This is a genomic window from Emticicia sp. BO119, assembly GCF_013912375.1.
In the GTDB taxonomy this organism is placed as follows: Bacteria; Bacteroidota; Bacteroidia; order Cytophagales; family Spirosomataceae; genus Emticicia.
In genome coordinates, this window is the sequence record NZ_JACETV010000002.1 from 396,658 (window position 1) to 423,448 (window position 26,791).

The 26,791-nt window shown below is 35.2% G+C and carries 26 protein-coding genes; 10 read left to right on the top strand and 16 right to left on the bottom strand.

Features of this window, described 5'->3' with window-relative positions; translation table 11 throughout:
- The first annotated feature begins 5 nt into the window (after positions 1-5).
- Positions 6-473: an AraC family transcriptional regulator gene (locus H1R81_RS08670; RefSeq protein WP_181840312.1), complete on the top strand. Its 468-nt coding sequence runs from the start codon at positions 6-8 to the stop codon at positions 471-473.
- Positions 474-913: 440 nt separating this feature from the next.
- On the opposite strand, the gene H1R81_RS27410 is transcribed toward H1R81_RS08670, so the two are convergent.
- From H1R81_RS27410 to H1R81_RS08680, 4 genes are all read right to left on the bottom strand, one after another.
- On the bottom strand, positions 914-1,165 hold the full coding sequence (locus tag H1R81_RS27410) for a hypothetical protein (RefSeq protein WP_229251082.1): 252 nt from the start codon (positions 1,163-1,165) through the stop codon (positions 914-916).
- A gap of 19 nt (positions 1,166-1,184) precedes the next feature.
- The gene (locus H1R81_RS27415; RefSeq protein WP_310588059.1) at positions 1,185-1,751 is read right to left on the bottom strand and encodes a transposase; all 567 of its coding nucleotides are present in this window, start codon (positions 1,749-1,751) and stop codon (positions 1,185-1,187) included.
- Complete coding sequence (locus tag H1R81_RS27420; protein WP_229251083.1) at positions 1,729-2,052, bottom strand: transposase; 324 nt, start codon at positions 2,050-2,052, stop codon at positions 1,729-1,731. The genes H1R81_RS27415 and H1R81_RS27420 overlap by 23 nt, the downstream gene beginning before the upstream one ends.
- A 244-nt stretch (positions 2,053-2,296) precedes the next feature.
- Positions 2,297-2,503 (bottom strand): transposase, encoded by a 207-nt coding sequence (locus H1R81_RS08680; RefSeq protein ID WP_181840313.1) that lies wholly within the window; start codon positions 2,501-2,503, stop codon positions 2,297-2,299.
- Between the two features lie 1,554 nt (positions 2,504-4,057).
- Between H1R81_RS08680 and H1R81_RS08685 the strand changes: the two genes are divergently transcribed.
- Entirely contained in the window at positions 4,058-7,132 is a 3,075-nt protein-coding gene (locus H1R81_RS08685) for a 3-coathanger stack domain-containing protein (protein WP_181840314.1), read from the top strand.
- Positions 7,133-7,694: 562 nt separating this feature from the next.
- Here the strand turns inward: H1R81_RS08685 and H1R81_RS27765 are convergent.
- The gene (locus H1R81_RS27765; RefSeq protein ID WP_181840316.1) at positions 7,695-7,895 is read right to left on the bottom strand and encodes a helix-turn-helix transcriptional regulator; all 201 of its coding nucleotides are present in this window, start codon (positions 7,893-7,895) and stop codon (positions 7,695-7,697) included.
- A gap of 190 nt (positions 7,896-8,085) precedes the next feature.
- The gene (locus H1R81_RS08700; RefSeq protein WP_181840317.1) at positions 8,086-8,304 is read right to left on the bottom strand and encodes a helix-turn-helix transcriptional regulator; all 219 of its coding nucleotides are present in this window, start codon (positions 8,302-8,304) and stop codon (positions 8,086-8,088) included.
- Positions 8,305-8,683: 379 nt separating this feature from the next.
- On the opposite strand from H1R81_RS08700, the gene H1R81_RS08705 reads away from it, so the two are divergent.
- Complete coding sequence (locus H1R81_RS08705; RefSeq protein WP_181840318.1) at positions 8,684-9,178, top strand: NYN domain-containing protein; 495 nt, start codon at positions 8,684-8,686, stop codon at positions 9,176-9,178.
- 110 nt (positions 9,179-9,288) lie between these two features.
- Here H1R81_RS08705 and H1R81_RS08710 read toward each other — a convergent pair whose 3' ends face one another.
- Positions 9,289-11,079, bottom strand: coding sequence for a recombinase family protein (locus tag H1R81_RS08710; RefSeq protein WP_181840319.1), 1,791 nt, complete (start codon positions 11,077-11,079; stop codon positions 9,289-9,291).
- 323 nt (positions 11,080-11,402) lie between these two features.
- Between H1R81_RS08710 and H1R81_RS08715 the strand changes: the two genes are divergently transcribed.
- The 5 genes from H1R81_RS08715 to H1R81_RS08735 all read left to right on the top strand — a co-directional run bounded on the left by H1R81_RS08715 (position 11,403) and on the right by H1R81_RS08735 (position 15,335).
- On the top strand, positions 11,403-12,710 hold the full coding sequence (locus H1R81_RS08715; protein WP_181840320.1) for a type IV secretory system conjugative DNA transfer family protein: 1,308 nt from the start codon (positions 11,403-11,405) through the stop codon (positions 12,708-12,710).
- 790 nt (positions 12,711-13,500) lie between these two features.
- Complete coding sequence (locus tag H1R81_RS08720; RefSeq protein WP_181840321.1) at positions 13,501-13,968, top strand: JAB domain-containing protein; 468 nt, start codon at positions 13,501-13,503, stop codon at positions 13,966-13,968.
- 137 nt (positions 13,969-14,105) lie between these two features.
- Positions 14,106-14,387, top strand: a complete 282-nt coding sequence (locus tag H1R81_RS08725) for a helix-turn-helix transcriptional regulator (protein ID WP_181840322.1) — start codon at positions 14,106-14,108, stop codon at positions 14,385-14,387.
- 242 nt (positions 14,388-14,629) lie between these two features.
- Complete coding sequence (locus tag H1R81_RS08730; protein ID WP_181840323.1) at positions 14,630-14,866, top strand: hypothetical protein; 237 nt, start codon at positions 14,630-14,632, stop codon at positions 14,864-14,866.
- Positions 14,838-15,335 (top strand): hypothetical protein, encoded by a 498-nt coding sequence (locus tag H1R81_RS08735; RefSeq protein WP_181840324.1) that lies wholly within the window; start codon positions 14,838-14,840, stop codon positions 15,333-15,335. The genes H1R81_RS08730 and H1R81_RS08735 overlap by 29 nt, the downstream gene beginning before the upstream one ends.
- Before the next feature lie 2,031 nt (positions 15,336-17,366).
- On the opposite strand, the gene H1R81_RS08740 is transcribed toward H1R81_RS08735, so the two are convergent.
- Complete coding sequence (locus tag H1R81_RS08740) at positions 17,367-17,606, bottom strand: hypothetical protein (RefSeq protein WP_181840325.1); 240 nt, start codon at positions 17,604-17,606, stop codon at positions 17,367-17,369.
- A gap of 1,729 nt (positions 17,607-19,335) precedes the next feature.
- Here H1R81_RS08740 and H1R81_RS08745 point away from each other — a divergent pair.
- Positions 19,336-19,845 carry a phosphoheptose isomerase gene (locus tag H1R81_RS08745; protein WP_181840326.1) on the top strand — a complete coding sequence of 170 codons (510 nt, stop codon included), beginning with the start codon at positions 19,336-19,338 and terminating at the stop codon, positions 19,843-19,845.
- 274 nt (positions 19,846-20,119) lie between these two features.
- Here H1R81_RS08745 and H1R81_RS27770 read toward each other — a convergent pair whose 3' ends face one another.
- The 7 genes from H1R81_RS27770 to H1R81_RS08780 all read right to left on the bottom strand — a co-directional run bounded on the left by H1R81_RS27770 (position 20,120) and on the right by H1R81_RS08780 (position 22,990).
- A complete protein-coding gene (locus H1R81_RS27770) occupies positions 20,120-20,194 on the bottom strand; it encodes a hypothetical protein (protein WP_409013551.1) in 75 nt (24 codons plus the stop codon).
- A gap of 348 nt (positions 20,195-20,542) precedes the next feature.
- Entirely contained in the window at positions 20,543-20,914 is a 372-nt protein-coding gene (locus H1R81_RS08755) for a hypothetical protein (protein WP_181840328.1), read from the bottom strand.
- A 139-nt stretch (positions 20,915-21,053) separates the two neighbouring features.
- The gene (locus H1R81_RS08760) at positions 21,054-21,236 is read right to left on the bottom strand and encodes a hypothetical protein (protein ID WP_181840329.1); all 183 of its coding nucleotides are present in this window, start codon (positions 21,234-21,236) and stop codon (positions 21,054-21,056) included.
- Positions 21,237-21,239: 3 nt separating this feature from the next.
- The gene (locus tag H1R81_RS08765) at positions 21,240-21,482 is read right to left on the bottom strand and encodes a hypothetical protein (RefSeq protein WP_181840330.1); all 243 of its coding nucleotides are present in this window, start codon (positions 21,480-21,482) and stop codon (positions 21,240-21,242) included.
- Positions 21,483-21,514: 32 nt separating this feature from the next.
- Complete coding sequence (locus H1R81_RS08770; RefSeq protein ID WP_181840331.1) at positions 21,515-21,805, bottom strand: hypothetical protein; 291 nt, start codon at positions 21,803-21,805, stop codon at positions 21,515-21,517.
- A gap of 500 nt (positions 21,806-22,305) precedes the next feature.
- Complete coding sequence (locus H1R81_RS08775; protein ID WP_181840332.1) at positions 22,306-22,617, bottom strand: hypothetical protein; 312 nt, start codon at positions 22,615-22,617, stop codon at positions 22,306-22,308.
- Positions 22,618-22,726: 109 nt separating this feature from the next.
- Positions 22,727-22,990 carry a hypothetical protein gene (locus H1R81_RS08780; RefSeq protein WP_181840333.1) on the bottom strand — a complete coding sequence of 88 codons (264 nt, stop codon included), beginning with the start codon at positions 22,988-22,990 and terminating at the stop codon, positions 22,727-22,729.
- 1,123 nt (positions 22,991-24,113) lie between these two features.
- On the opposite strand from H1R81_RS08780, the gene H1R81_RS08785 reads away from it, so the two are divergent.
- Positions 24,114-24,764, top strand: coding sequence for a response regulator transcription factor (locus tag H1R81_RS08785; protein WP_181840334.1), 651 nt, complete (start codon positions 24,114-24,116; stop codon positions 24,762-24,764).
- A 20-nt stretch (positions 24,765-24,784) separates the two neighbouring features.
- Here H1R81_RS08785 and H1R81_RS08790 read toward each other — a convergent pair whose 3' ends face one another.
- Entirely contained in the window at positions 24,785-26,785 is a 2,001-nt protein-coding gene (locus H1R81_RS08790) for a sensor histidine kinase (protein WP_181840335.1), read from the bottom strand.
- Positions 26,786-26,791: the final 6 nt, after the last annotated feature.

A 26,791-nucleotide genomic window follows, 5' to 3' on the forward strand; every position in this document is an offset into this window, starting at 1 on the left:
TTTTTATGGCATTCTCGGTCTTTAAAACAAGGTCCTTTACCAATAAAAACCATACTATATGGCTTGTTTTGAAAACTTTAATAATTGAAAACATTATTTATAATACGAATACTTATAACCAAAAAATGAAATTGCCTGATAAAAAATTTATTGCTATGACTATAGAAATAATAGAAGCGAATTATGATAACAAAGATTTCGGTTGTCCGGAACTTTGCGAAGCACTAGGCATGAGCCGTTCTCACATCCATCGAAAAATCAAAAAAGCCTTTAATACTTCGACCTCTGGATTTATTTTACAGATAAGAATGGAAAAAGCAAAAGAATTTTTGATGCAAAAAAATCAAAAAATTTCCTCCATTGCCCATAAAGTTGGCTTTTCAGATGCCAATTACTTTAGCCGATCCTTTTCAACTTTTTATGGTATTTCTCCTATACGCTACCGCCAAATGTTAATGAAAAGTAGGGATTAATCCAGAAAAGCTTGGTTCTTTCATACTTAATTAAATGAAAGTTTGAAAGTTAATGCAAAACTTAAGGTTTTGAGGAAAGTCTATATACAATACTCAAGATTCCGTTGAAAGAGTTTTCAACCGTTTATTTTATTAATTTGTTACCAATAGCCTTGAATATGATAGGTTATTGAAACACCATAGTTTAGGCGAAGTAAATCTATACATCTATTTTGCTTGCTTTAACGGATTTTAATACAAGTTTGGGTAGTCCTACAAATGTAATGCTATAATTATCTTTGTCAAAAAAAGAGATAATCATGCAATGCATTCATTGTCATAGCGAACATACCAAAAAGAATGGTCATACTCATTACGGTAATCGCTGGTACTGTCTTAAAAAACAAGTTTTAATATATAATTTTTTTAATAACTTTGGGACTTGAAGGAGTCGCTTTTCATTAAGCCACATCCTGTGTAGTCCCGCTGGTAGGGACTATTTTTTTGTCCTTACCATTGAGTTCTTTGACATTATTGGAATAGTACATCGGGTTATATTCTGTGTTGTTTTTCCATAAAGCAAAACATAGGATTAATAATTTCTTTTGAACAGCCACAAAGGCTTTCATTTTAGGGACATTCTTGCTCATAATCCGCTCATAGAGTGCTTTACAGGCAGGCTCACCCCACTTGACTGCATTAAAAGCGGGCATAAACAAAATTCTTCGGATTCTACCGCACGGGCGGCCCCGTATTGCCTTTTTTGGATATTCTGGTTTTGCCGACTCGTTTTCCTGACTGGTTTTCAATGACATCATAGCCTGCAAAACTGACCAGTTGACGAATGTTTTCAAAACCTGTAAAACCATTGGTTTCAGCCACAAGTGTACAGGCTGAGAGCAATCCTAAGCCCTTAATTTGAGTTAATTGCGCTATTTTTGCTTTTAAAACCAAGTCCTCATCGAGTACTTTATTGATTTCCTGAGCTATCTGTTGTATCTGCTGCTCATAGATTTTGATTAACTTATCAAGCTGTTTGAGCACAAACTTATCTGTATACTGGCTGTGTAAAAGCGAATGCTTTTGGTTCTCTGACTGATTCTTCAACTCCTGCAAACGTTGGTGCTGACGAGTCAGCATTCTCAGGGCATAGATATTTTTTGAGAGTGGCTGCCAAAGCTGAAGGTTTTGCTCTAAGCCCATTTGAGCCAATCCACGAGCATCAATCTTGTCGTTCTTGGATTTATTACCAATGCTTCTCAGATAATGTTTGGCTTTATTGGGTAAAATCACACTCACAGCGAAATCTTTCTGGAATAAATACCAGGCAATCTGCCGCGGCGGCGGACCGCTCGTGATAAACTCCAGTAGACTCCATTACATAACGCATAGGTAATTCCTTTACTTGACAATGTTTGTTGACCCAAGTCAAAAAACCATCAAAAGCACTGATTTTATTGTTAATCTTAGTGGTGCCTTTGATGGTGACCTTTCCGTTTACATCAATGACTGACAGACATACCTGTAAAGTGTCTTTACTTACGTCAAGTCCCACGCAATAGCGTAGAAAAGTAGCTGTTTTTTGTGCTTGCTTGTTCATTGTCAGATGGGTTTTAATTTATTAACTTTTTTATCTGACGGTCTCCCTCGAATTTTGCACATACATACAAGATTGTGGCTAAAAGCTACATCTTTAGGTACTGTCGAAGTTGTAGAGAAAGACAGGATGAACAGATAGACCAGCGATACAATATCATCTACTTGAGACGTATTAACGGCGAAACTCAGACTGCTGCTCATCCCTGTCAAACATCAACCCAAAATTGTACTATTTCCCAATAATTTCAATGAACTTCAAAGATATGTGCGGCGGACCGTTCTTTCATTCGTTTCAACTCTTCAGAACCCAAACCACCATATTTGCTTTTCCAGTTATAAAATGTTGCTGGTGATATACCATGTTCTCGACATAAATTTTCAACTGATTTGTCCTTGCCTTGGCTGCTCAATATACTTACGATTTGAGCTTCACTAAATTTACCCTTTTTCATTTGATTACCATTTAATTGTGAAAATTATGAAATTTCCTCCAATTTTAAATGGTTACGTTGTTCGGGGACAGGACAATCTCAGTTGTACATCATTTTTGAAGATAGATTGAAATTTCATAATTTTGAAAAAAACTCACCTGAGCCTATTCCCAAGTGAGTAATAAAAATCCTTGACACAGTTCAGTTCACACTCCCAAACATCAATCTCTTTTCTGATGTATTCTTTTAGAGTTTTCTAGGATATATTTCTTGAATCTGTACTCCATAAATCTCACATAATATAATGAGATTTATAGCACTTGGCATTCTCAGCCCTCACTCCCACTCGGAGATTCTATCCTCGCAGTTCTTATCAAAGAGTTTAGCTACTTGCCATAAAGTTAATCCCTTACTCAATCGTAATTCTCGTAATCTATTGTCGTATTTCATATAAGTTAAAGTATAGTAAGTAATAAAAAAAGAATAAGATGGGGTAATTTGAAAATGTTAATAATAATCCTTCATCCTAACTTCCTTTTTAGGTAACTAAATACGCTATACTAAGCAGGTACTGTACTTTCAATTGTCCTTACATCAGGCATATTAAAGTCTGGATTGTTAGTAATCCAGTTTCTAATAGCCTCTATTTCTTTCAACAAGGGGGAGGGGAATTTGCTAAATATGCAATTCTAATAGACTACAAATTCAAAAAATGCTTATATATCAAACCTTTCTCATCTAATAATCTAAATTTACTTTGTAATACTTTTGCAAAAGAGGTTTGATTTTGACAAATAAGATACAATTCTTCCACTGTTAAAACAACAAATCTTGCACTTGTGTCTGTAAAGTAGCTTATAGCTTTATCATCTAAGATAGAGTAGGTAATAAACAAACCTCTAGTAAAATGGGACTTTGATTTAATCTTTTCAGAAAATAATATTAGTTCATCCTTTGTTATCGGCTTGCTTGTATACTTCGCTTCAATAAGAATTATATTTCCATTAAGTACAAAACTTCCCTCAAACAGTTCCTTTATAAAAGATTAATATAAGAATAGGTATCCACCTTGATTTGGCGCCGTTCAAATCAACAAACCTCTTGTTAACTTACCGAATAATAAGTTTTTTTGTCAAAGATAATTATTAGAATTATTTTTAATAGTCATAATCAAAACTTAAACAAACTGCTGGTAAGCTCCCGAACATTTCAATGCATGGGAGCTTTGAATTGAAAAGCATTGTAAAATATGTTTAAAAATTATGATTCGACATTCAAAGGCATTTTTTGGGTTATATTGCGTTACATTTTTTCGATATAGCTACTGGCTACAACTTCAAAATGTGCCTTATTTAACAAAAAAATCTGTCCGTTTCGGTCAGGAAAACAAATTTTAAACATACTCTTACCACAAAAGTATAATTAATTAAAAGACCAAAGAAAATAAAAAGATAGTTGGGCTTTAAATCGAATAAATCTGATCAGTAGCATTTGGTAACTGATTAAGGTGTCTATATCTATTTGTAAAGCGGCTATCAAACAATTATCACTTCCAACAGATAATATGAAAATTATATGAAAACCTTTATTCCGATTTGTTTTAAAACGACGTTAATTCTATTTGCGTCTACACTCTCTTTATTCGCACAAAATGTAAAATATGTGAAAGTTACAGGAAGCGGTTTCCATGATGGCTCGAATTGGGAAAATGCCTTAAGTAATGAAGAATTTCAATTAGCTTTACAAAGGGCCAGTACAGGTACATCTTTCTTCCTTGCTTCCGGGATTTACTATGTTTACCCTGATAAGAGTGAAAAATCTACTTTTTTAATCCCGCCGGGGGTTAAAATTCTGGGGGGCTACGCTGAAAATGCAATCGGTAGAGACTGGACACTTTATAAAACTATACTTAGCGGAGACATAGGGTTAAGGCAGGATTCTATAGATAATGTACTGAATACGGTAACATTTGCTTCTCCAGTGCAGGAAAGTCTTTTGGAAGGGGTTACAGTTGAGGGAGCTTTGGTGGCAAACGTTAGTGGTTGTACTGGAGGCATCTGCGAAATGTCTCTGCCTATAAAAAACGTTTATATATCACCGACTTTTGGGGTGTCATCCAAACAGGAGAACATTCATGCCAACAATGAAGCGCTTAGTCAGGCATTTTCGCTAACTAAATGTGGACTTAATTACACGACCATTTCTAAAAAATTAGCAAAGAGGTATAACCTGAATGGTTTCACGCAACCGACAGCTTTTGATATTGCTCTTCCTTCAACTGCTAAAATTGAAAGAGTGTTTATCTGGGCAGATGCTTCTGGAAATGGCGCTCTTCAAAAAGTATCTTTAACTACACCAGATGGGTATTTATACACTCAAAAGATGAAATTAGTTGGTTCTGCGGCAGATAAATGCTGGAGTTATTCAGGGTCTTATACGTACCGTGCGGATATCACTCCTTATATAAAAGGAACAGGAACTTATTTTGTGAGCGGGCTATCGACGGGAAGTGAAAACGATATAGATGGGGCGACCATTTTTGTCTTGTACACGGACTCTACGGCTACTTATCAGGGAACAATTACCATAGATGATGGTGCTGTGGTTGGAATAGGGAGCTATAGAGAACACATACAATCTATTCCGACGGCCTGTGGGGTTACAAGCAATGCAAAGGTTTTTATGGGTATTGGAGATTTACAGAATAACGGCACTACTGTAATTAAATTAAATAATGCCATTGCATCGCATTCGGCAAATATCTGGAATTTTATAGAAAAAACCACAACAATTAGTACTACTCAGAAGACCAATAATTTTAGTGTATCTGCTACCCGCGATTGCTATAATATAGCTTTTGTAGGCATGTATTACCAAACTGTTTCCTGTATGTCCTGTCAGATAGTTCTGGAACAATATCACTCAATTAGTACAAAACCTAAATTTAATAACAAACAACTTATTTCTGACTCAAAAAAGGGCTTGAAAGTTTGTGCTGATGGTACATCTGTAACCATTTTTAAAGTATCAGGTTTAGGTAATTCTATTGCCTTAAGAATGATGGAGGACCCAAATGCAACTGATGCTAATAGATACGGTAAATTTCTTTCAAAACAGACGATTCCGAATGGGGTAGAGTTTACTTACCAACATCCAACAAGTATTACCAGTGCAGGCGCATGGATTACTTTCAATATAGAGTTGTATAATACAACGAACACAACTGTACTCGCAACTTTTTCTTTAGACGTCTACCGGACTCCGGTAATAACTGTACATGGACTTTGGTCCGTCGGTAGTTCTTTTAACGCCTTGCAGACGTATTTAACCAGTAGTAATCATGCACTTTATACGGCTGATTTGGTGCACAATGCCAATTATAGTCCTACCAATGACGCTTTTTTTGCTAACAATAGCCAGGTAGTTCCCAATAAAATAGACGAGGTAATTAAAAATTTGAGAGAAAAAGGGTATGGGGTAGGTAAGTGTGATTTAGTGGGCCATAGCATGGGAGGAATTCTCTCCAGATTGTACTTGCAAAGTGCCCGCTACGAGAATGATATATACAGAATCATTACAATCAATACACCACATGCGGGCTCTCAGGTAGCTAATCTGCTTTCTGATCCTAATTTTGAAAAAAGACGAAATGCAATCTGTAGTTTATTATCAAACCTTGATATGTCAGGCAATAAAAATGCAAGTTGTGACAACGGAGCAATAAATGATTTAAGAGTAAATAGCATTGCTATCCTTCAGGATTTAAATGGTTCAGGAAGAAATAATCATATCGTACCTTCACATGCCATTGTAACTTTTCAGGAATTTCAGCCAATTGTCATACCGAGTAATAGCAGAAACCAAAGGCCAAGACTTCAGGCCATTTATGAATCTGTCATTCAGACAAGCATTGATACACTTTTCAATTTTGAAGAGAATGACTTAATTGTGCCTGAAAGTAGTCAAAGAGGTGGATTAGTGGGGTGTACTTCAACTATTGATAATCAGATCCATATGGGAGCACAAAGCAATATTAATGTTATGGAAAGAATACAGGAATTACTTATATCAAGTCCTTCTGGTGGTAATTTTTGTACGAGTGGATTTAACCCTCCGAGACTAACCTACAACGTCTCTGCTCCGAGTATTTCTGAAATAAACCCGTCAGCTACGGCAAGTGTTGCCATAAATCTCCCGATAGATGGCAGGAGCGTAACTGATAATCAAACACTTGATTTTAATATTTCATCCTCAAATATTTCAGAAATGTTTGTTCTTATTGATTATAATACAATAGAGACAATTGTTTACAGGACTCAGAACAATATCCTGAATTTTACAGAAATAATTAATTTAACTTTCGATACAGGAGAACATGATATTCTTGTAATAGGGAAGAAATCTGACGGAAGCATGATTACCGCTATTAAAACCTTTAAGGTAAATCGATGCCAGACAACTCTAGGACCTTTAAGTGGTTTACTTGATGAACCGCTTTATCAGGTTTATCAGACAATTACGACCAATGGCGCTGTGTCTATCGGACAAGAGGTTTCATTGATTGCCGAAAAGTCAGTAGATTTATTACCGGGCTTTAGAACGGAAAATAATGCGGTCTTTAAAGTCAATATTGAAAATTGTACCAACTAAATCTTCTTTATGGATTTGAACAGGATTTAAACTGACCGTCTTATTAGGGACAATTGTTGAAAGGTGATTCCTTTAAACACCCAGGAAAATCATTTGAAAACTATTGAACAATTGTAACTTTTTTAGAAGCTGGTAACGAATCACTTTTGACTGAAGTGTAGTGTATTAAAAAATTGACTATTTAAAGGTACTTATCAGAGATTGAATATCCCGGTCTTTTATTTTAATAAGCCTTTTCAGCAAAATATTCATGTTTTCGGTATTCTCTTTGAAAATCTGTATTTGCTTAGTCAGATTTTTGATTTTATCTAAAAGTGACAAGTCGTCACTTAATGACTTTTCTGACGGTGATTTTTCCAAGAAGTATAAAGCCTGGTTGGGTGTTATCCCTATTTCATTGCAGATATCTTTTATAGCATTCCAGGATTCTGTTTTTAAGAACCCGAAATGGTACACTAAATGAGTACTGATGTTAAATCAAAAAGTTCTAACAGATTCCCGAGTGGAGCACCTTTTGTTAAATCAAACGAAACTCGCTAAACTCTTAATTTAAAGAGATATTTCAGAGTTCAGGAGAGATTTCCTCTATTGACACCTTATATATCTTCAATAACGTAGTTAAATTAAGAACACTGAGTATATTCGTTCCTTGTTCCCATTCTGAGAGTCTATCAATACATTTCTTATCCATGCGAGTTGCTACTTGCTGAAGGGTAAGACCGAGGTTGTTTCTAATTTCTTTGAGTCTATTTGGGTATTTCATAAATACAGTTTAAATACTAACTAGTAGATTAATAAGGGAGGAAAATTTGCTGAATTAGCTAGAATCACCCTCCTTACTCAACGTATCTAAATCAAGTATACTAAATGAGTCCTTATGTTCAATCAAAAAAGTTCTAACAGTGTCGACAGTGGAGCACCTTTTGTTAAATCTAACGAAACACTCTAAACTCTTAATTTACAGAGATATTTAAGAGTTCAGGATAGATTTCCTCTATTGACACTTCATAAATCTTCAATAACGTAATCAAATTAAGAACACTTGGCATATTGATACCTCGTTCCCATTCTGAGAGTCTATCAATACATTTTTTATCCATACGATCTGCTACTTGTTGGAGGGTAAGCCCGAGGCTATTTCTAATTTCTTTTAATCTATTTGGGTATTTCATAAATACAGTTTAAATATTAGTTGGTGAATTAATAAGAGGGGATAATTTGCTATTTTAGCTAGTATCACCCTCCTTACTCACCATATCTAAATCAGGTATAGTAAATGAGTCCTTATGTTCTCTCAAAAAAGTTCTAACAGTGTCGACAGTGGAGCACCAATTTGCATATTTTGCAAAATCCCCCCTCTTGTCTTTTTACCCTTATTATGAAGAGCCTTTTCGATACTGGAGGTAAGGTTGTTACGATTGACAACTTAAACTTCTTCAATATCGTACAGTTTTTTAGAACAATAACTGGCTCTATAGTGAGGTATAGGAATAGGGAGAAAACATAATTATAAGTCTCGCATCTTAGGCAAAAGTCGGGTATACTGCCTGTATGCAGGAAACACCCATTAACTATGCATTCATTGACAGCCAAAATCTCTATTTGGCAGTAAAGTCTCTAGGGTGGACCATTGATTGGAGTAAATTCAGAGTATATTTAAAGCAAAAATACCATGTAGAGAAAGCCTACCTGTTTATTGGGTATATTGAGAATAACAATCGCTTATACGAAGAGCTTCAGGATGCAGGATTTATCTGTATCTGGAAACCAGTGCTTAAGTATAAAGATGGAACGGTTAAAGGGAATTGTGATGCTGAATTAGTGCTTCAGACTATGATACAAATTAATAATTTTGATAAAGCAGTTATCGTTACAGGTGACGGAGATTTCTATTGTTTAGTCGACTATCTAATCTCTCAGAATAAACTCTCGGGTCTTCTCATTCCTAATAAGGCTAAATATTCAGGATTGCTGAAATTTAAGATCTTTAAACCATTTATTAGATTTATGAATGATTTGGAGTTGAAAATAAAAAAGACCTCGTAGGTATTTCTCCTAAAAGGTATCTTTTCCGTTGGTGATATTTATACTATAGCATATTGCCATATATCTGCAACTACGTCATTATGTGGAAAATTTTACTAAAATGCTTATGATTAGCTAGAATCACCCTCCTTGCTTAAGCTATCTAAATCAGCAATTTCAATATCTTTATTCTCTCTCAAAAAAGTTCTAACAGTGTCGACAGTAGAGCACAACTCTGGAATGGATACTCTGTAAATAGGCTTTGGCTCTTTTATCATAAGCGTATCTTCTGGTTCAACCAATACTAATTTGGTATATTGTTGATTTTTCATCTCTTCCACCTGTAAGAAGGGATTATGGCATATAAAATCTACTTTTTTATTGATTAATCTCTGGTTCAAGCCTAAAGAACTAATCATCATGCGTTTCACTCGCAAATCACCTTTAATAAAATGTTCTTTAGCATGGGTACAGAACTTAAAGAACCGTTTAAGCTGATTATGAGTATCTTCCTGTCCTTCTGAAATCGAGTCAAGTCTCCTTGTCAGAGTATCTATTTCGGCTCGAATGGCTTTTTTTTGGGCAAGAAATTCATGTTCGGTAAATAGGTCATAATTTGAATTAAGTACAGATACATATTCTCTTGTTAGATTTGCTAAACGTTTCTGACTATCATCATAAGCTGACTGAAGAGACTTTTTGATACTCAATAGTTCATTGGCGGAATTTGAATGTTTTTTCTCAATATACGCAAGAATAAGGTTTAAAGTAGGTTCGTCAATATGAATAGCTTCTAAGTTAGTTAAAAATTGTGTTTCAAGGTCCTCCACTTTTATACCCTTTTGAGAACATCTTGGATTCTTCTTCTTCGTGCAACGGTAATAAACATAATGCCGGATTTTCGCTCCTTTCATCGCTAAAATATCAATTTTGCAACAGGGGCAGGAAGTTTGGTTAAGACATGAAAATTTAAATCTACATTCTGTACAGCGCACTTGGTATTTATCCTCTCCCACAATTGCGGAATTACATTCACCACATTTCAATAACCCAGTATAAGCAAATTCCCGTACTTTAGGTTGTGGTTTACCTCTACGTCCGAGTAACTTCTGCGCACGCCAATAATCAAATTCTGAAATCATAGGGGTATGATTTCCTTTCATGAGGCGAGACATACCAGTCTCTGCATCTTTCCAATTGAAGTAGCCATAATAAAAGGGTTGCTTAAAGATTTCATAGAGATAGCCCTTTGTAATTGGCGTTCCACCAATTTTTCGTCGTTTGAGACTGCGTAATCCATACTCATGAGTCGCAATATTAAGAATCTCTGCAACTGTATATCCGCCGCTTAGAAGTAAATGCCACATTTTACGGATAATTTCAAATCTTTCTGGGTCAGGTTCAATAGTTTTATTACCCTTTTCAAGTCCCGCATTAATATAACCAATAGGTGCAATAATTGGTCGCCATCCTTTGGTTGCTCGGCCATACATGCCTCGTTTAACATTTTTAGAGAGTTTTACAACATAATCAGTTGCACGCCCTCCTTCAATACTTAATAATAAGCCGGCGTCATCGGGGTAAAATGTTCGGCTTGGAGTCTTAATAACTTTAATTACACCTTTTTGGAGTTTCCATTGTAATTGTCCTGTATCAATTGGGTTTCTTGATAAACGGTCAATATCCCAGCAGAGAATGGCGTTCGCTTCACCCTTATTAATTCTGCCAAGCATCTCATTGAATACAGGACGGTCGGGGTCTTTTGCACTTCGTTCTTCGGTAAATACCTTCACCACCGAGAGCGCTTCTCGCTGAATAATATGCTCAAGTGCATTAATTTGATCACTTATAGAAGCTATTTGTCGACTGGAATCTTCAGAACTTTTGCGACAATAGATGAAATATAAGAGGTCTGCGTTCATAGTGATATTAATTGCATTATGTAATTACTTTTTCGACCTTGTCAAGCTCTGTAGGAATGGGGCGATAGATACATTCAATAAGGGTGACTATTTGCTCAAAATATTCATGTGCTAACTCTTCAGAAAGTACTTTCCGGTATTTTTCAAAATAGAATTTTTTAAGCTGTTCAATATAAGGTGTTTTATTTATCATAATTATCTAAAAGCCAATGACTTTTAGATAATGTAAAGCATTATATGAAAGAGCATAAGAGGGAGAAATTTTCAATCACTACAATTTACTCCCTCTTTAAGAATAGGTGTAATCCCATACTATAGAAGTCATGCAAGACCAGACACCTATCGGGGTAACGAATTGGCGAGATTCACAGCAATTATTTTCAATCAAGGACAACGACCGGTTTTCCCATATCTATGCAGTCGGGAAGACAGGTGTAGGAAAATCTACCTTGTTATTAAATATGGCAAAAGCCGATATAGAACAAGGAAAAGGTGTTTGTGTCATTGATCCTCATGGAGATTTGGTAGAAAAACTATTAGCGTGTATCCCACAACAGCGAATGGAAGAGGTTATGTATTTTAATCCGATTGATACAGCACACCCGATCGGATTTAATCCACTTAAATCTATCTCACCACATCTTCACACACTCGTTGCTTCAGGATTGATTACTACTTTTAAGAAAATTTGGGCTGAATCTTGGGGCGTACGTCTAGAATATATACTTCGATTCTCCATTTTAACTTTGCTCGAATACCCACAGGCAACCTTACTTGACATTCAACCACTTTTAACAAATCCTGCATTCAGAGCGTATGTATTAGGCTTTGTGAAGAACCACGCCACTCGCAATTTCTGGTATAATGAATTCAATACCTATACTCCCTCGCATCGGATGGAAGCTATCGCTCCTATCCTGAATAAGGTAGGTGTTTTCCATTCAAGCACCATTCTTTGTAAAATTTTTGGCCAGCAAAAACAACGTTTTCGCATCGGGCATATCATGGATACGCATAAAGTCTTATTGATTAACTTATCAAAAGGAGTAATAGGAGAAGATATCTCCTCATTATTGGGCTGTATGTTTATTACCACCATTCAATTAGCTACACTCCATCGGGCCTCTCAACCAGCAGAAAAACGAACGCCCTTTTATTTATACGTGGATGAAATGCATTCATTTATTTCTTTGTCTTTTCTTGATATGTTAGCTGAAGCACGTAAATACAAATTAGGGATATTCTTGACTCATCAATACATAGAGCAATTGCCTGAAAACATAGCTAAAGCAATATTGGGTAATGTAGGAACGCTTATGGCATTCCGTGTAGGGGCAACTGATGCAGGATATCTCGAAAAAGAATTTTCTCCGGTCTTTTTAAAAGAAGACCTGATTAATCTCCCTGGACATAGTATGTATTTAAAGTTAATGATTGATGGAACAAGTTCTTCACCCTTTAGTGCGATCACTATACCTTTTAAATCACCCACAGAGTCATTCAGGGAGGTGATCATAGAACGCTCTCGACAGAAGTATGGTAGCAAAGACTTTGTAAGGGATAGAAAACCCTTTAATAGCCCCAAAGCATGCTTACCTAAAACTACAAATCTCCCGTTCTTACCATTTTAACCGCTGGTTTCTACAATAGCTGTATGACAAATATCTCAGGGAAGTTAAAAATTCTATAGACTATTATGGAGGTAAACAACATATCCTCCTGGAACCTTCCCCTCATACCCCCATAAAATCAATAGGGAATTATTTTTGAGTAATATTCCGTATTTTTTGCCAAAGAGCTAGCCAGGATTGAAGCGATTAATGATATCAGGCAATTTCTTATCAATTTTTATAAAGTTGCTAAGCTCAATCCTAAAAACTACGACGATACCTGAAGTAACACTTTATTCAGAAGAGGAATATAAAAAAGTAAACCGTATTTATCTCAATCCTCATCCGGACAATTACAGTGACTTACTAAAAGCATGGGCCGTTTTTGTTTTAAGTAAACAGTCGTATTTAAATACATTTGTTAGTGGATGGAAATATAATAAAAATCGAAATAGGGGAATTGCCTTGGGCACCAAAAAAGCAATTCCTACCACTACGTTTAGTAAACGCTTAGATTATGCCCAGATATTTTGTCTGGATGCCATAAGAATATGACAGAATATGGATAATCCAACAGCGTTTCATTTCGGGTCTAATCTATGCTACACGTCAATGCAAAAATCTACTTAAAACATGCGAAAATCTGACAGGTAAATTTTACTTACTATGTATCCAAGTGAGATACTAAGTAACTTACTTTGCCTGAGAAGTGGTGATAATCGGCAAATTACCCTCTCTTATCCATCACAATGTTACTAATTAATATAGAGTCAGGAGTTATTTATCACCCTTCATTCAATCACAGTAAGCTATGCAAATAGAAAATGTATTTTCCCAAAAGAAGGTAGCTGAAATTGAACTCAGTTACACACCACATCTTAAACCCTCAGAGTTGCCGAAGGTACAAGATTCTGAATATGCCTATTCCTTATTTCTTCATACATGGGATAAGAACAAGCTTGAATTTATTGAACAATTCAGAGCCGTGTTTTTGACCAGGGCAAATAGAGTATTGGGTATCTGTACCCTTTCAACGGGCGGAACAAATAGTACAGTCATTGATATAAAGGTATTATTTGCAGCAGCAATTAAATCGAATGCAAGTGCGATGATTATTGCCCATAATCATCCCTCAGGTAATTTACAAGCAAGTGAAAGTGATATAATTCTCACTAAACGAATTGATGAGGTAGGGCAGTTACTCGGTATTATTTTATTAGATCATCTCATTATTACGGCTGACGGGTATTTTTCCTTAAAAGATCAAGGAGCATTTTAGCTCCTTTGTTTTTACTTGTAGAAAATCTGTTTTATCATTACTTTACTATTCCTTAGAAAATACTTGTCCACAAAATTTGTTCAAATAGCAAATTCCCCTCTCTTATGTCTATGAGTTGAATTGATTACACTCTTTTTATGGAATATAGTCGTTTTCCAAACAGATTAAAAGTATATAGAATGGGTGTTTGTTTATCACAGAAACAAGTAGCGAAAGTGCTAGGCTTACCCAATACCAGCAAACTCTCCCGATGGGAGCATGGGTATGGGTATCCAAGTATCGAGCACTTATTTTACTTGTGTTTGCTATACAAAACCATTCCTCAATCAATTTATACGGACTTATGGCAAAATATCTCAAAAGATTTTTTCATAAGAGAGAACAATCTGTTAGCTCAGCATGAGCCATTTACTATTTAATATAAAACTATCTATGTGCATGCTCTCATAGTGCCATTTTGGCATCACAACTAAAAAGAACAGGTCATGACTGTTCTTTTTATGTGGACTATATTTGAGTTTCAACTGGCTATTTTGAAGATGCCTTTTAGGCTGGGTGAATACCTATATAACGTTACGCTTATTTTATTCTAAAATAAAACGTTACTCAAATTTTCCACAAGTTTATCCACATAATCCTCTTTATATCAGCTCTTTAATGTATGAATAAAATAGAAACCAAAGAGGTTCGCCTGGCTATTGAGATTGCCGAAAAACTCAATGACCTAAAATCACTTGCACAGTTTATCGGGATGTGCCAGAAATACAAAGAATCGTTCCTGAAAGATATTCTCAAAAAGGTCGTAGAAACTCCACAGCACAAAATCAGAAAAACACGTGGGGCATTGTTTACCTATCTGGTACGCCTGCATGCAGACAAAGACAATTATCGGTCTTAGTATGAATACTCGCATGGTGGCCTTTGCTATCTTACGAGGAACATTTCTTGAGCACTACCAGATATCATTGCACAAAGGCGTTTTTAATTCTGAAAAGAACGACCGTATCCTGAAACGTCTTCAAAAATTAACCAAAACCTATGCTATTACTGATGTAGCCTTATTATTACCTTATGAAAACCATTCTACCAACCACATTAAAAGCCTTTTGGAATCGATTACGACCTACTTTAAAAAACACAACCTCCCGATTTGTACCTACTATTCGGAAGTATTACAGGTTATTTGTGAAGAAGGACAGCCAAAAACTAAAAAAACAATAATGGAGTCCATAAGCAGAATCTATCCGCAGCTACAACGGCTGTATCACAAGGAAATGCAGAATAAGAACAAATATTATGTGCGCCTCTTTGAAGCAATTGGACTGGCTCATATTCATTCACAATCCCGAAATAAAGCGGATGACTGAGAAAGACAGGGAGGAAATCCCTGTCTTTGTTGATAAATACAATGGCTTGGGATTTGGCTGTTCTTACAACCATCGGTTTGCTAAGACTAGATTTGGTCAAAGAACTTCAAAGCAAAAAATAACCTATTGCGAATAAAGTAGTGAACCCATTTTAAACAAAGATACCCCTAAACTTAGGGGTATCTTTGTCATGTTTTACCAAATCTTATTAAGACCAATTAGTATATATACGTAAAATAAATATCATGCCAGATACTTATTCTTCGTTACTTTTCTTTTCTAATAAAATATACACCAGATAGTCTTTTTGCCTTCAATCTTGAATGTTTTATACTAATTATTAGAAGTTTTAACATATAAGATTATAGTAATTAAAGAGAATGAAATTAAAAAAGAAAATAATTAGAGGTTAAGAATGCCTAATTAGAAGAAGAACTTATAATATAGGGGCTGATTATGATAGTCAATTTTTTATTGTTAACTGTGAAAAGTAGCTTTTATCTTATAGGTTTGATGACTTCTTAAAAATAATTTGCTTTTCATCCTAATCGTTTATTTTTTTGTAATTCAATTATAGTTATTTATTCTTTTATTATAAGTCATGCTTGCTACGCTTCCATGAGAGTAGCGTACATAGATCAGCTAATTAAATGCATATGGAAATGGAATTAATTTTTGCAACTATATACTTCTCCATTGGGTTTCTATTCGCTCTTGTTTGCACTGGGATTTATCTAATTGTCCCACCTAACAGGGTGAATTATACTATTCAGAAAAGTGTATCCTTAACCGTTTTATTAATAGTGGTAGGGATGGTTCTTTTCTGGCCCATTCTCTTTTCAATAGTTCTTAAAGGGAAAGAAAAATTCTAGATGTCATTTATTAGAAGTAACTCGGTTTGGAGTAACCCAGCTAAATAATTGAGTAACATTTACATTCAATTGTGATTGCATCGGAATTAATAAAATAGCGTCTATCACAAAAATACGCGCCATCCGGAATTTTGGGATGACTAGGCTTTTGACTGATTTAATCTTTAGATTTCTAGAGAAAGAATGCAAGCAATTTGGTGTATTTCTAATGAAACTCTAATCGTAGAAAAAATAAGTTCCAAATGGTAGGGTAATTCTTTTCGTACAACTAGCATCAAACCGAATCAAGACCCTTAATGATTGTTCCCAAAGGTTGTATTCTTTTATTAAGAAAAATAAGGCCGAAATCCCAAACACCCTTACCCTAATTACAATCTGCCTAAATTTTATCAGACAGGACTGCTCTTTTAGCTACTTTTTGAATGAAGGGTACAGTTCCTCTATGCGAATCTGAGAAATGTGATTATAATAAAATGTTCACCATTGACTGTTTACTTGTCAAAATCCTTACCTATATTGCCTTCGGATTGATTATCCGTTCGTTATAAATTTTAAAAGATATATGTTGTTGTTTGCTTAGAAGAATTGCAGGCATAATTAGTTATAAGGATTACGATTAGGTATTAGGTAAGCATTGGAAATATCTGATGCACTAGAATATAGGCTTTAAATGTTGGCCTTATTCGCAGAGTTATTCCACCAATCTTTGCAAATTTCCTCTCTTTCACCATGATTTCAGTTTGGTTTTTTTGCGCTTTGAAATTAATCAGATGCTTTTTATAGTCTATACGCTGTAACTTAAGTTAGTTGATGAGTATACCGGGCAATTGTGCAGACTTCGATTTTTATCTCCAATAAAAAATAAATAGTCCGTTTAATAATTTTTTTGTTAATTCTTCGATTCTATTCTATTTTTGTTATTTAAATACACAATACATTTGGAAAGTCGCAGTTTTTTATTTTAGTTATAAATCAGAAGAGAAACTTCATAATATGATTGCTTTAGTGGGATAAAGCGTTAAATAGCAGGGCAGAAATTGCGCTGCTTATTTTTTATATAAACTTTTGATTCGAACTGCCTTTCTTATAATTCTCACAACAAGTATCTCCAGTAAGATAAGCAAGCAGAAGAGTATATTGGTAGATTTTAGACCAATGCCTATAGTTGTTGTTGCGTTAATATTCGCCACTTTAAATAAAAGAATTTACGCTTTAAGGCTTCATATCCCTTTACTTCTTTTCCTTCTTGGGTGTGTAAAATAATTTGCGCATGGATCATCTCTAATCCTGTGTTGATTTCCTGGAGATGTTCTTGCAAATGGATACCATTCTCAATGTCTTCAATGGTTTTCCGGTAAATGTAATGTACAGTTTGAACGAGTGTATAATCGATTGGCATAAGATATCCTGATTCAATCTATTAATTTCTCAATAAAATCTTTATTCCTTATTTCATCAATAATAATGCTATTTTCTCTGCAGATGCTTAAATTAATTTCTGAACTAAAGATATTTGTCGGAGTTTATTATGCTAAGTGTATGGCTTTAGTTGTATACTCAAAATAGTTATCTACACCCATACATAGTTTACCTTCTTGTTGCAACTTCTTATAAAATGTATTTACTGAGCAACTTAATATTTTAATGTGTGCAATAATCAAATACTATACCAGAACCTTATTCGTCTTTGGCAATGAGCAGATATTTTTCTAATGAAGACATAAATATATTTGTCTCATTGAAAAACTTGAATACCCTTATTCAAGATCTTGTTTTTAATTATAATTCTACTGTATTTATGAGATGATGATTAAAAAACTTTGGAAATGTCCAAAAACTCTACCATAACAATAGCGCTGTTTCTAAACCCCATCGCCTGCTTAGCTGCAATTTAACTTAACATGAGGTTCTTAGGCAGGCCTAATACACATATTCATACTGAATCGAATTGTCAAAGTAACTGCTTTTTACCACCAGAGATTACACAGTAGTCTGCTTTATGGGTATATGAGACGTAATTGCAGAATTCTTTCCCTATTGTGTTTTTTAAAGTTCCTATGTGTGGACTGCAACAAAAGAGTCAATTATAAAGATAAAAAGAAATGACTTAACTATTTAAAGAATTATTAAGGAATATGACCGTATAATAAATTTCTTTAATTTATTTAACGGATTTGTTATACTTTTAGTCATAGGAATTGAATAATTCTCTTATTTTAGGTGTAAGGTAACATATTGTTTAGTATGTGAAAGTTTTAGAAACTTTCATGACCCGGATAAACAGGACAAAGTATCGTCCTGTTTATTTTTATGAACCGAATAATAATTTTTTATTTTAATCCTCAATGATTCTTTTTAATTTTACTCTCATGCTTAAACCGGGTTAGTTTAACGCAGTTAATGGGTAATAAAAATGCAGGATCATGTCCTGCGTTTTTTATTTTAAGTCCTATAAATAAGTTCATTACTCTATAGTCATAAAACTAGCAAGTTTTTTTAGTCACAAAGCAAAAGTTGTTTTGAAATAGGAGCTATCCACTGGATAGCTCATTATTTTTAATGCGTCTGTCAATCATATTTTGAGATACATTATTAAGTTCTTTTTAGTTTTTCAGATTGGGTTAGCCAAAGAATACGTAATTAATCAGGAAATGAGAGAAATAAGTAGGGATAGAAAAAGAAGATAAAGGTAGGAAATCCCCTAGGGATATTTTGGCAAATAAATGTACAGGCTATTTAAGTTCATCCATGCTATGGAAGAATCATTTACCAGCAATTGAAATGGGATAGTAGATTGGCCGATAATTACGCAAATGATAGCAGTTTATGTAAGTTAACTGCTGACAACAGATTAACGCATCGGAATTTAAATCATGTGATGAATGGCCGGAAAGCAGATATTGGCAAAGATAATCGTTTTTGAAGAGGACGCTTTCAAAAGCTTTTAGGTGTATTAACTATACCGATAAAGCTTAAATGGGGAATAGACAAAATACCGATTATCCGTATTTCAATAGCGTACAGAAACCATTATTAAGGCATACTAACAGTTGACAAAACATCTGTTTCACTGAGGGACTAGTGCATTTTGATGCAGAAAAATAAGGATTATTCTAAAACATACTTCTATGATCAATTTAAAAGGTACCGATAAAAAGGAAGTTTTTAGTCAGGTAAGGATATTTATCCAAGAGAAAGGCTTCACCATTGCCAATGACGATGATTCTCGTCCATGGGGTGGATTTTTAGTGATTGATGAATCTCAGTCCTCTCAATTCATTGAAACTTTCTTTCCACAATTTTCAGTGAATGATTTTGCAGGATTTGAGAAGTTAAGCCCCAAAGTTTTATTAGTTGCGCCAAATTCACGCCTTTCCTGGCAATATCATTTCCGCCGTTCTGAAATCTGGACAGTCATTGGTGGAAATGCAGCTATTGTCAGAAGCGAAACTGATGCACAAACATCTCAGAAAAATCTGCCCTTAGGTGCTACCGCTAGCCTTAAGCAGGGCGAACGCCACCGATTAGTAGGCGTAAATGAGTGGGGGATTATTGCCGAAATCTGGCAGCACACCGATGCCGGAAATCCTTCAGATGAAGATGATATTGTAAGGGTGCAAGATGATTTTGGTCGGTAATTAAAATAAAATTTGTTCAGGCCTTGTGGAAGCGCGCACCTAAGCATGCACTTCTACAATGTTTGAACTTTTATTTCCGACTTAGCTGATATGAGTAATAGAAAAGGAGGGGGTCTTCCTAAATAACCCTCTTTACTTTTAGCTCTATCTTTTCTATTCCCAATAGATTACTTTTAATCAAATTAATTGAGAGTAGACTGTTAGGAATGATTATCAAATATGGATTCTTTACCAGCAATAGGAGTAAAATAAGAATTTTAAAAGTTTTTTGATTTTAATTACAGCCGCCAATTTCTGCTTTAAAATATTCTCCTGCAAGTGGTTTTGTAGCAAAGCCTGGGTTAAGCATAATACTTTTCCGGCTTTTAACTCTAAACGAGGTTTGGCAGCAACAGAACCACTGACTTCAATATTTACTAAGGCCTGATGTCGTATGGCAGGGTTTGAAGCAATCCCTTCAAGATTCGTAAGAAATTTTATTGCCCTTTTGCAAGGGTAAAATTTGGCGAAATATTGTTTATTTCCTGTCAAATCGGATGTGAGAATTTGATTATCAAAAACCGATGGATTTTGTATAGGAGTGGCGTGCAGAAGAGCTATAACAATTTCAAAAGAATTAGAAGTGCCCATTCTTTGGTAGGGAACAACTTTGCCATTACAAATAAAATAAGTTTTACTCCAGTCATTGCCAGAGGCATTATCTGTCAGAGAAAGAATAAATTTTTTGTCCATTTACAAAAGTTGCCGGAGGAGTAACAGTAATGGCAGGAACAATGGTATCTGTGGGAAATGCTACCCCTATAGCAAATACTTTCAGTTTATTGATATTGATGGTTTGGTTGGCTTGTCCCACATACCTGCCAGGTCTGACTGCCAACCTTCCAATCGAGTGAAAAGCATTGGTTGAGTCTGCTGATTGGTGAGCGAAAGAGATATTATTGGGGGAAAAAGAACCTTTACTAAAGTATTGAGATATAAAACTGCGTGGCCAATAGGAAAACGCTTGTAGTGCTTTTCTTGAAAAATAATACTTATTAGTTTTTGTCAGTTTATACTCGTTAGTATTCAATGCAATTTCTTTGTCGGTAGCAAACTCAACCGTACAATATTGGAGGGGTTTATTAGATTTTGAGAAATTTCTACTTAGTAATACAGAATGGTTTTTTCATCATTTACAAAATCAAAGGCTAATTCACTACCATCATTAATTAGGTTGGTAAAATTACCCCCATACTTAATCCCTGATTATATTTCTCTACGGCAGAAACCTGAACTGAACTTGTCAATCCGGTTGTATAATCATACTCAGTTGCCGATTCAATATTATAATTCCTGTCACTAACAATGCCATATCCAAATCCTAAAGCTACTTCCTCTATATCTTCTGTCAAATCCTATTCTGAGTCACCTCCGACATCAATTCTTACTCGTGCATTCGCATTCATGCCAAAGTTAAGTTTTGAGGTAACTTTCCCGCCTACACGTAAATCTGAAAAGTGTCTTAACCTTTTCAGGAAATTACTTAGAAGCAAGCCTTGAGGAGAATATCCTGAGGCTTTTTCAAAAAGTTCAGACATCAGATAGCGCCTGTCTCTGGAACTACCTGCATTTAAAAAATAAACATCGTCAAAAGCCATTTTACCTTCCAGCTTTACCCCCAAGGATGCTTCTACGCCTTAATCATCAGATGCTTTCTACCTGCTTTGAACATGGGGCCGACGTTGCCACTGGCATTTAAGCCATATTCGGTGCCAATGCTGGTTTCCCATAGTGCTTCCTGACCAATAACTGGCTTGATAATCATGTTTAGTCTATAGGAAATACCTACTCCGCATCTGGCAAAACCTGCTCTGACAAGTACCCTATTTATCCGCAATGATTTACCTAATGCCGCAGAAACCCCTACTTTCGGGCCATATACCAATCCATACTCTTTTTCCAGCGGGGCTGCTTTATCCAAGCACTTGTATTGTAAACGGCCTAAAATGATTAGTATTCATACCAGCATTGCCAGCCTCGCCGCCAACACTATAAAAACGAATGATTTGCGTAGTACCTCCCGGAATAATATCATCAGAGGTAATCGTTTCGTTGTTTCCGCCAACTTTTATTGCCAGGTCAATTAATCCTATGAATCACTCAGACTTGATTCTTTGATAAGTGAGTCTCCGACTTTATACTTTATGACAAACCCTTTGGCTGGTTTATTTTCAATATCTCTAAGTTTGAAATAATGATGAATAGTGGCCGCTCTGGGGACTATATAATTGGACAGATTTAAGTTTTCAGAAAGTGTGTCAATAGCTATGGTATCTCTTTTGCATCCAAATGGAATATAACAATAAAAGAGGCTATCTCCCGATACAGAGACAATCGGCTGTAAACTGGTTGCCCTGTAGGGGGAGGTGGAATACACTTCGTAGCTGGTAGTATCTTTCCAGATAGTTCTTTTTCCCTCTTTTATCGGAAATAATTTCGGGTAAGGAGCCTGGTAACAAAATGCCAGGTTATTGGTGCAATCAAAAAAAAATCATTCACAAATTCATTGGTATATCTGGGAGACCCCGGAAGAGAATCATAACTAAAGGTAACAATGCTCTTTATTTTTAATACAAAACGGTTATCAGGATTAAAAATTCCGAAGGTATCAACGACTATTTTTTTATAACTACCTGGTTTTACTAAAGGTGAAGTAATGGCAATGCCTTGTGAATAAACGATATTCTTTATAAGAAAAACAGCCAAGAGCAGGGCAAAAAAATGATTTTTCATTGTAAAGCAATTTTAGTTTTTTCGATAGTTTAATAGACTTTGTATCCGTTAAAATTGGCATTGGCTCCTGCATATACCTTAAACTGGGTGGCTGAACTGAACCAGATTTCTATTCTGTCTCCCCCAGTAGTTTTATATTTAAGGAAGTATTAAAATCTACATACCGGTATGCCTCAATATTCGAAATCCTGATATTTGTCCCCGAACCATTCCGAACTCTTTGGACATATACCAGCCCTTTCACACTTGCATTGGTTCCCATCGGAGCTAAAGTCATTTTAATGTCAAAATGATATACCTCCGCTTCTTTTGCTTTAAAATGACAACTATCAGCCGTTACTTTAAACAGGTTATCGTCATCAAACTCCTGCACATTGAATACTTTAACTAAAGCGTAGTGCTGATGGTCTGAGCATTGGCGGCAGCAGGAGAGATACCTATATAAGAGAACCCTGAAGCACTACCCCTGCGATCGATTTCCATTCAGCAGTGTCCAGAGGTATCCGTGCTTGTTAAGACTTTATTTAAACCACTTTTGAGGCCTGAGACTTTAATTTTTCCATAAGCAGAGAGGGAATAATCGCTGAGTGAATAGAGATTGGTAGCAATACCGTTAATCTGCCTATAACTGGTTCCATTACAATAATAGATTTTATTATCAGTGGTATTATTAACAATTTTTCCTTTTCAGTCGAAAGACAGCTCGGAGGTATCGTTGGTACCTGTGGGAGAATAAAATAATTCTGAGAATTGGTATTTTGTGAAAGGACTTTTCCTGAGAGCGACAGACCGAACAAGCATAAGTAAAAATATTTTTTCATTGTAATTGATTGTTTAATGCCTTAAAAATTGTATTTCTCCATCTTTCTGACTTGACTACCAGCAATTTGGATGCTTTATCTCCTGACATGAAAGGGTTATTAAGCCCGGTTATTTCTTTACAAAATAGTAGTCTCTGAAAAAAATAATTGCTCATGGTTTACCTTGATTTTCTCTATGACCCTAGTGATTATCAAACTTTCGGATATTTTTATTTAAGGATTAGCCTACTCTATTTTCTTTCTTTAGAATCATTGGCTTTCCGCAGTTTTAAACATTTCGGGGAAAGTTTGGTATGCATAATAGCAACCAAATACATGATTTATTAAGCTAAAAACAGATGACTTATAGAGACTTAAGGCCACTCTGTGGATATAGAGTGCAAACAATGGAATACCGACATTTCTAAGGTCAGGTACTCAGTTTAAATAATGAACTTAATGTTGAAAGAAAGGAGCATCCAACCTACTCCTGAGACTTTATACTAGTTCTATTCACAGGTCCTTTTTTGTTTTTTATATAAGGAATGCTTTTAATGGGTTCTTTTAAAAGAGCAGTATATTAATCCATCATACAAAACTTCTTCTGACCAAAAATATAGGATTGTCCTTAAAATAAATTCTATTTGAAAAGAATGCCTGATGTGACTATATTTGAAATAATTAATTATTCTATCTGTGAACCCAAAAACTAAATTACTGCTTGTTGATGACCACCAGATTGTCTTGGATAGTCTGCGCTTATTAGTTTCTTCGATAGACAATATAGTCGTAGCTGGTACGATTGCCGACTCAACGCAGGTAATAAGGTTCTTAGAAGAGAATGCTATTGATATTATTATAATGGACTTGCACATGCCTAAGTTCAGCGGCATTGATATGGCATTAAAAGTAAAAAATCAATTTCCATTCGTTAAAACCTTGTTGTTGACCATGGCAGAAGATGCACCCACCATCAGAGAAGCCATAAAGGTAGGTGTAAATGGGTATGTCTTAAAAAAAGCAGGGAAAGAGGAAATAGAAAAAGCGATAAAAGCAATTATGTCGGGCCGTAAATATTTTAGTGAGGATGTGATTCTGGAATTAGCAGCCTCACCGGAAGAAGATTTAAATGAAAATAGCCCTAAGACTATTTTGCATTTAACAGGAAGAGAGATTGAGGTGCTAAGGTTAATTTCGCAAGAATTATCTACTAATGAAATCGCTGAAAAGCTATTTATCAGTGTACCTACCGTAGAAACACATCGCCGGAATCTGATGCAAAAATTAGGTGTGAAAAGTGCTATTGGAATGGTTAAATTTGCGATGCGGCATGGGCTGTCTGAGTAAATCGTGACTATTTCAGTAAATCAGATAGGCAATAAAATCTCATTGCTTACGCCTTGATTCTCTTCAGATTTAACAGAAAACTGCGCTTTTAATGTTTCTGCTCTCTTTCTTATGTTTTTCAGGCCTTTTCCCTCTCCGCTTCTTTCCTCAACGCCTTTTCCATTGTCGACCACCAATAAACGTAAGTGCTTAATATCTTTTGTTAAAGCTATTTTTGCCTCTGTTGCCTGAGAGTGTTTCAGAATATTATTGACTAATTCAAGACAAATACTATATAACTCAAACTCTACCTTTTTATCCAACTTTCCAACATTCTCTGCTGTATCTAAACTGAACCTGATTTTTGTATTGTTATTTAATTTTCTGACCAAAACTGTTAAGGCTTCTTTTAAACCCTGTTTTTCAAACTCTTCAGGTAAGAGATTATGAGATAAAAGCCGTACTTCATTATAGGCACTTTCTAACATTTCTTTCAGATTTAAATACACTCTTTGTTCTTCAGGTAAAAGGTTTTTGGTATTAATTGCCTCCATGGTCCATTTTAATGATGACATGGTACTACCCAGATTATCATGCAAATCTGCTGCTACCCGTTTGCGTTCGGTGGTTTGGCCTTCCAGTAAAGCTGCCTGTAATTCAGTGTTTTTTCGTTGTAAGGTCTTATTTCTGTAAAACAGGAACATGAGTATTAAGCAGATAAGCAGCGCAATAGAAATAATAATCCATTTTACCCTGTTCGCATACTGTTTTTCAATAGCCTTTATTTCATTCTGACGTTGTTGCTCTTCTATATTAATTAGTTGCATTCGTTGTATTCTATTTTTACTAAACACGCTGTCTTTAATATTAATCATGATTCCCTGATACTTTAAAATACTATCACGATTATTACCGGCTTTATACACATCTGTAAGTAAAGTACTCGAATCCAATACTACCTTCGGCACATTGGCAAGCCGGGCAATAAGATATGATTTTTTTGCAAACAGTATACAGGAATCTATCTTACTCTCTTTAAAATACAACTTAGCCAATTCGAGATAGGCATAGCTCAAGGTTTTTGAATTGTTCATTTTAATACATGCTTCTATACTTTGTGTATACAAATGGTGGGCATAAGCATAATTACCTGCCCTCTCGTTAGCTTTGGCATAGATTGCAATGAGATAACCTAATTCGGCAGTTTCCGGACCGTCTATGCCTCCCTGATAGGCAAGTTTTCCATAATAGAGGGCAGAATCTAATTGATTTGTAGCTTCATAAACATTACTAAGATGTGCGAAAATAAAACGAGGCGGGTATTTTTCGACTTTTTTATTGATTCTTATGGCTTCAAAAAGATAGTACTTTGCTTTCTGATAATCTTCAAGAACACAATATAGGTTACCAATTGAACGATAACAACTCACAGTCAGGATTATATCATTTAGTTTTTCGGCAAGTTCCAATGCCTTATAATGATATTCAAAAGATTTTGCAAAATCGCCACCATCCGTATAACTATAGGCGATATCATGCGTTCTGGAGGCTTCAAGCTGAAGAAACTTGAATTTCTGCGCCAGCAGTACTATTCTTTTACGATAATAAAGGCCACTATCTGTTTTTGTTTTCTCATAACATCTGGTCAGATCTGATAAAAGATGTATCTGTAAGTTTGATTCCTTTTGGGTTTCGCCATAATAATTAATGTTTTCACAGAGTTGGAGCGACTGTCTATAAAAAGTAATGGCTTTTTTAATCTCATCTTTCACAAAATAACCATGTCCTAAGGAATGCAATGCCTCTGCCTCTCCGCTTATTGATTTTAATTCTTTCGCTAATTGCAATCCTTGCATACCAAACAAAATACAAGAATCAGCTTTCTTTTGTTGCGCAAAAGCTAACCCTAATTTGCTGAGCAAAATAATTTTAGTAACATTATTACCAGAAAGCAATAAAATATTCTTCAAGCTGTCTGCTTCATTTTTTTGTGCAAATGCTGTTGAAGTAACTAATATGAGAATAATAGTCAGTGTTTTCATGAGTGA

Bases quoted from the DNA above. Each gene is read 5' to 3' on its own strand.
- H1R81_RS08715 (WP_181840320.1), top strand. From the start codon at position 11,403: ATGCAAGACCAGACACCTATCGGGGTAACGAATTGGCGAGATTCACAG.
- H1R81_RS08700 (WP_181840317.1), bottom strand. From the start codon at position 8,304: ATGAAATACCCAAATAGATTAAAAGAAATTAGAAATAGCCTCGGGCTT.
- H1R81_RS08720 (WP_181840321.1), top strand. From the start codon at position 13,501: ATGCAAATAGAAAATGTATTTTCCCAAAAGAAGGTAGCTGAAATTGAA.
- H1R81_RS08765 (WP_181840330.1), bottom strand. From the start codon at position 21,482: ATGGCTTTTGACGATGTTTATTTTTTAAATGCAGGTAGTTCCAGAGAC.
- H1R81_RS08685 (WP_181840314.1), top strand. From the start codon at position 4,058: ATGAAAACCTTTATTCCGATTTGTTTTAAAACGACGTTAATTCTATTT.
- H1R81_RS08735 (WP_181840324.1), top strand. From the start codon at position 14,838: ATGCAGACAAAGACAATTATCGGTCTTAGTATGAATACTCGCATGGTG.
- H1R81_RS27420 (WP_229251083.1), bottom strand. From the start codon at position 2,052: ATGAACAAGCAAGCACAAAAAACAGCTACTTTTCTACGCTATTGCGTG.
- H1R81_RS08775 (WP_181840332.1), bottom strand. From the start codon at position 22,617: ATGAAAAATCATTTTTTTGCCCTGCTCTTGGCTGTTTTTCTTATAAAG.
- H1R81_RS08710 (WP_181840319.1), bottom strand. From the start codon at position 11,079: ATGAACGCAGACCTCTTATATTTCATCTATTGTCGCAAAAGTTCTGAA.
- H1R81_RS08670 (WP_181840312.1), top strand. From the start codon at position 6: ATGGCATTCTCGGTCTTTAAAACAAGGTCCTTTACCAATAAAAACCAT.
- H1R81_RS08790 (WP_181840335.1), bottom strand. From the start codon at position 26,785: ATGAAAACACTGACTATTATTCTCATATTAGTTACTTCAACAGCATTT.
- H1R81_RS08745 (WP_181840326.1), top strand. From the start codon at position 19,336: ATGATCAATTTAAAAGGTACCGATAAAAAGGAAGTTTTTAGTCAGGTA.
- H1R81_RS27410 (WP_229251082.1), bottom strand. From the start codon at position 1,165: ATGCCCGCTTTTAATGCAGTCAAGTGGGGTGAGCCTGCCTGTAAAGCA.
- H1R81_RS08705 (WP_181840318.1), top strand. From the start codon at position 8,684: ATGCAGGAAACACCCATTAACTATGCATTCATTGACAGCCAAAATCTC.
- H1R81_RS27765 (WP_181840316.1), bottom strand. From the start codon at position 7,895: ATGAAATACCCAAATAGACTCAAAGAAATTAGAAACAACCTCGGTCTT.
- H1R81_RS08730 (WP_181840323.1), top strand. From the start codon at position 14,630: ATGAATAAAATAGAAACCAAAGAGGTTCGCCTGGCTATTGAGATTGCC.
- H1R81_RS08680 (WP_181840313.1), bottom strand. From the start codon at position 2,503: ATGAAAAAGGGTAAATTTAGTGAAGCTCAAATCGTAAGTATATTGAGC.
- H1R81_RS08740 (WP_181840325.1), bottom strand. From the start codon at position 17,606: ATGCCAATCGATTATACACTCGTTCAAACTGTACATTACATTTACCGG.
- H1R81_RS08725 (WP_181840322.1), top strand. From the start codon at position 14,106: ATGGAATATAGTCGTTTTCCAAACAGATTAAAAGTATATAGAATGGGT.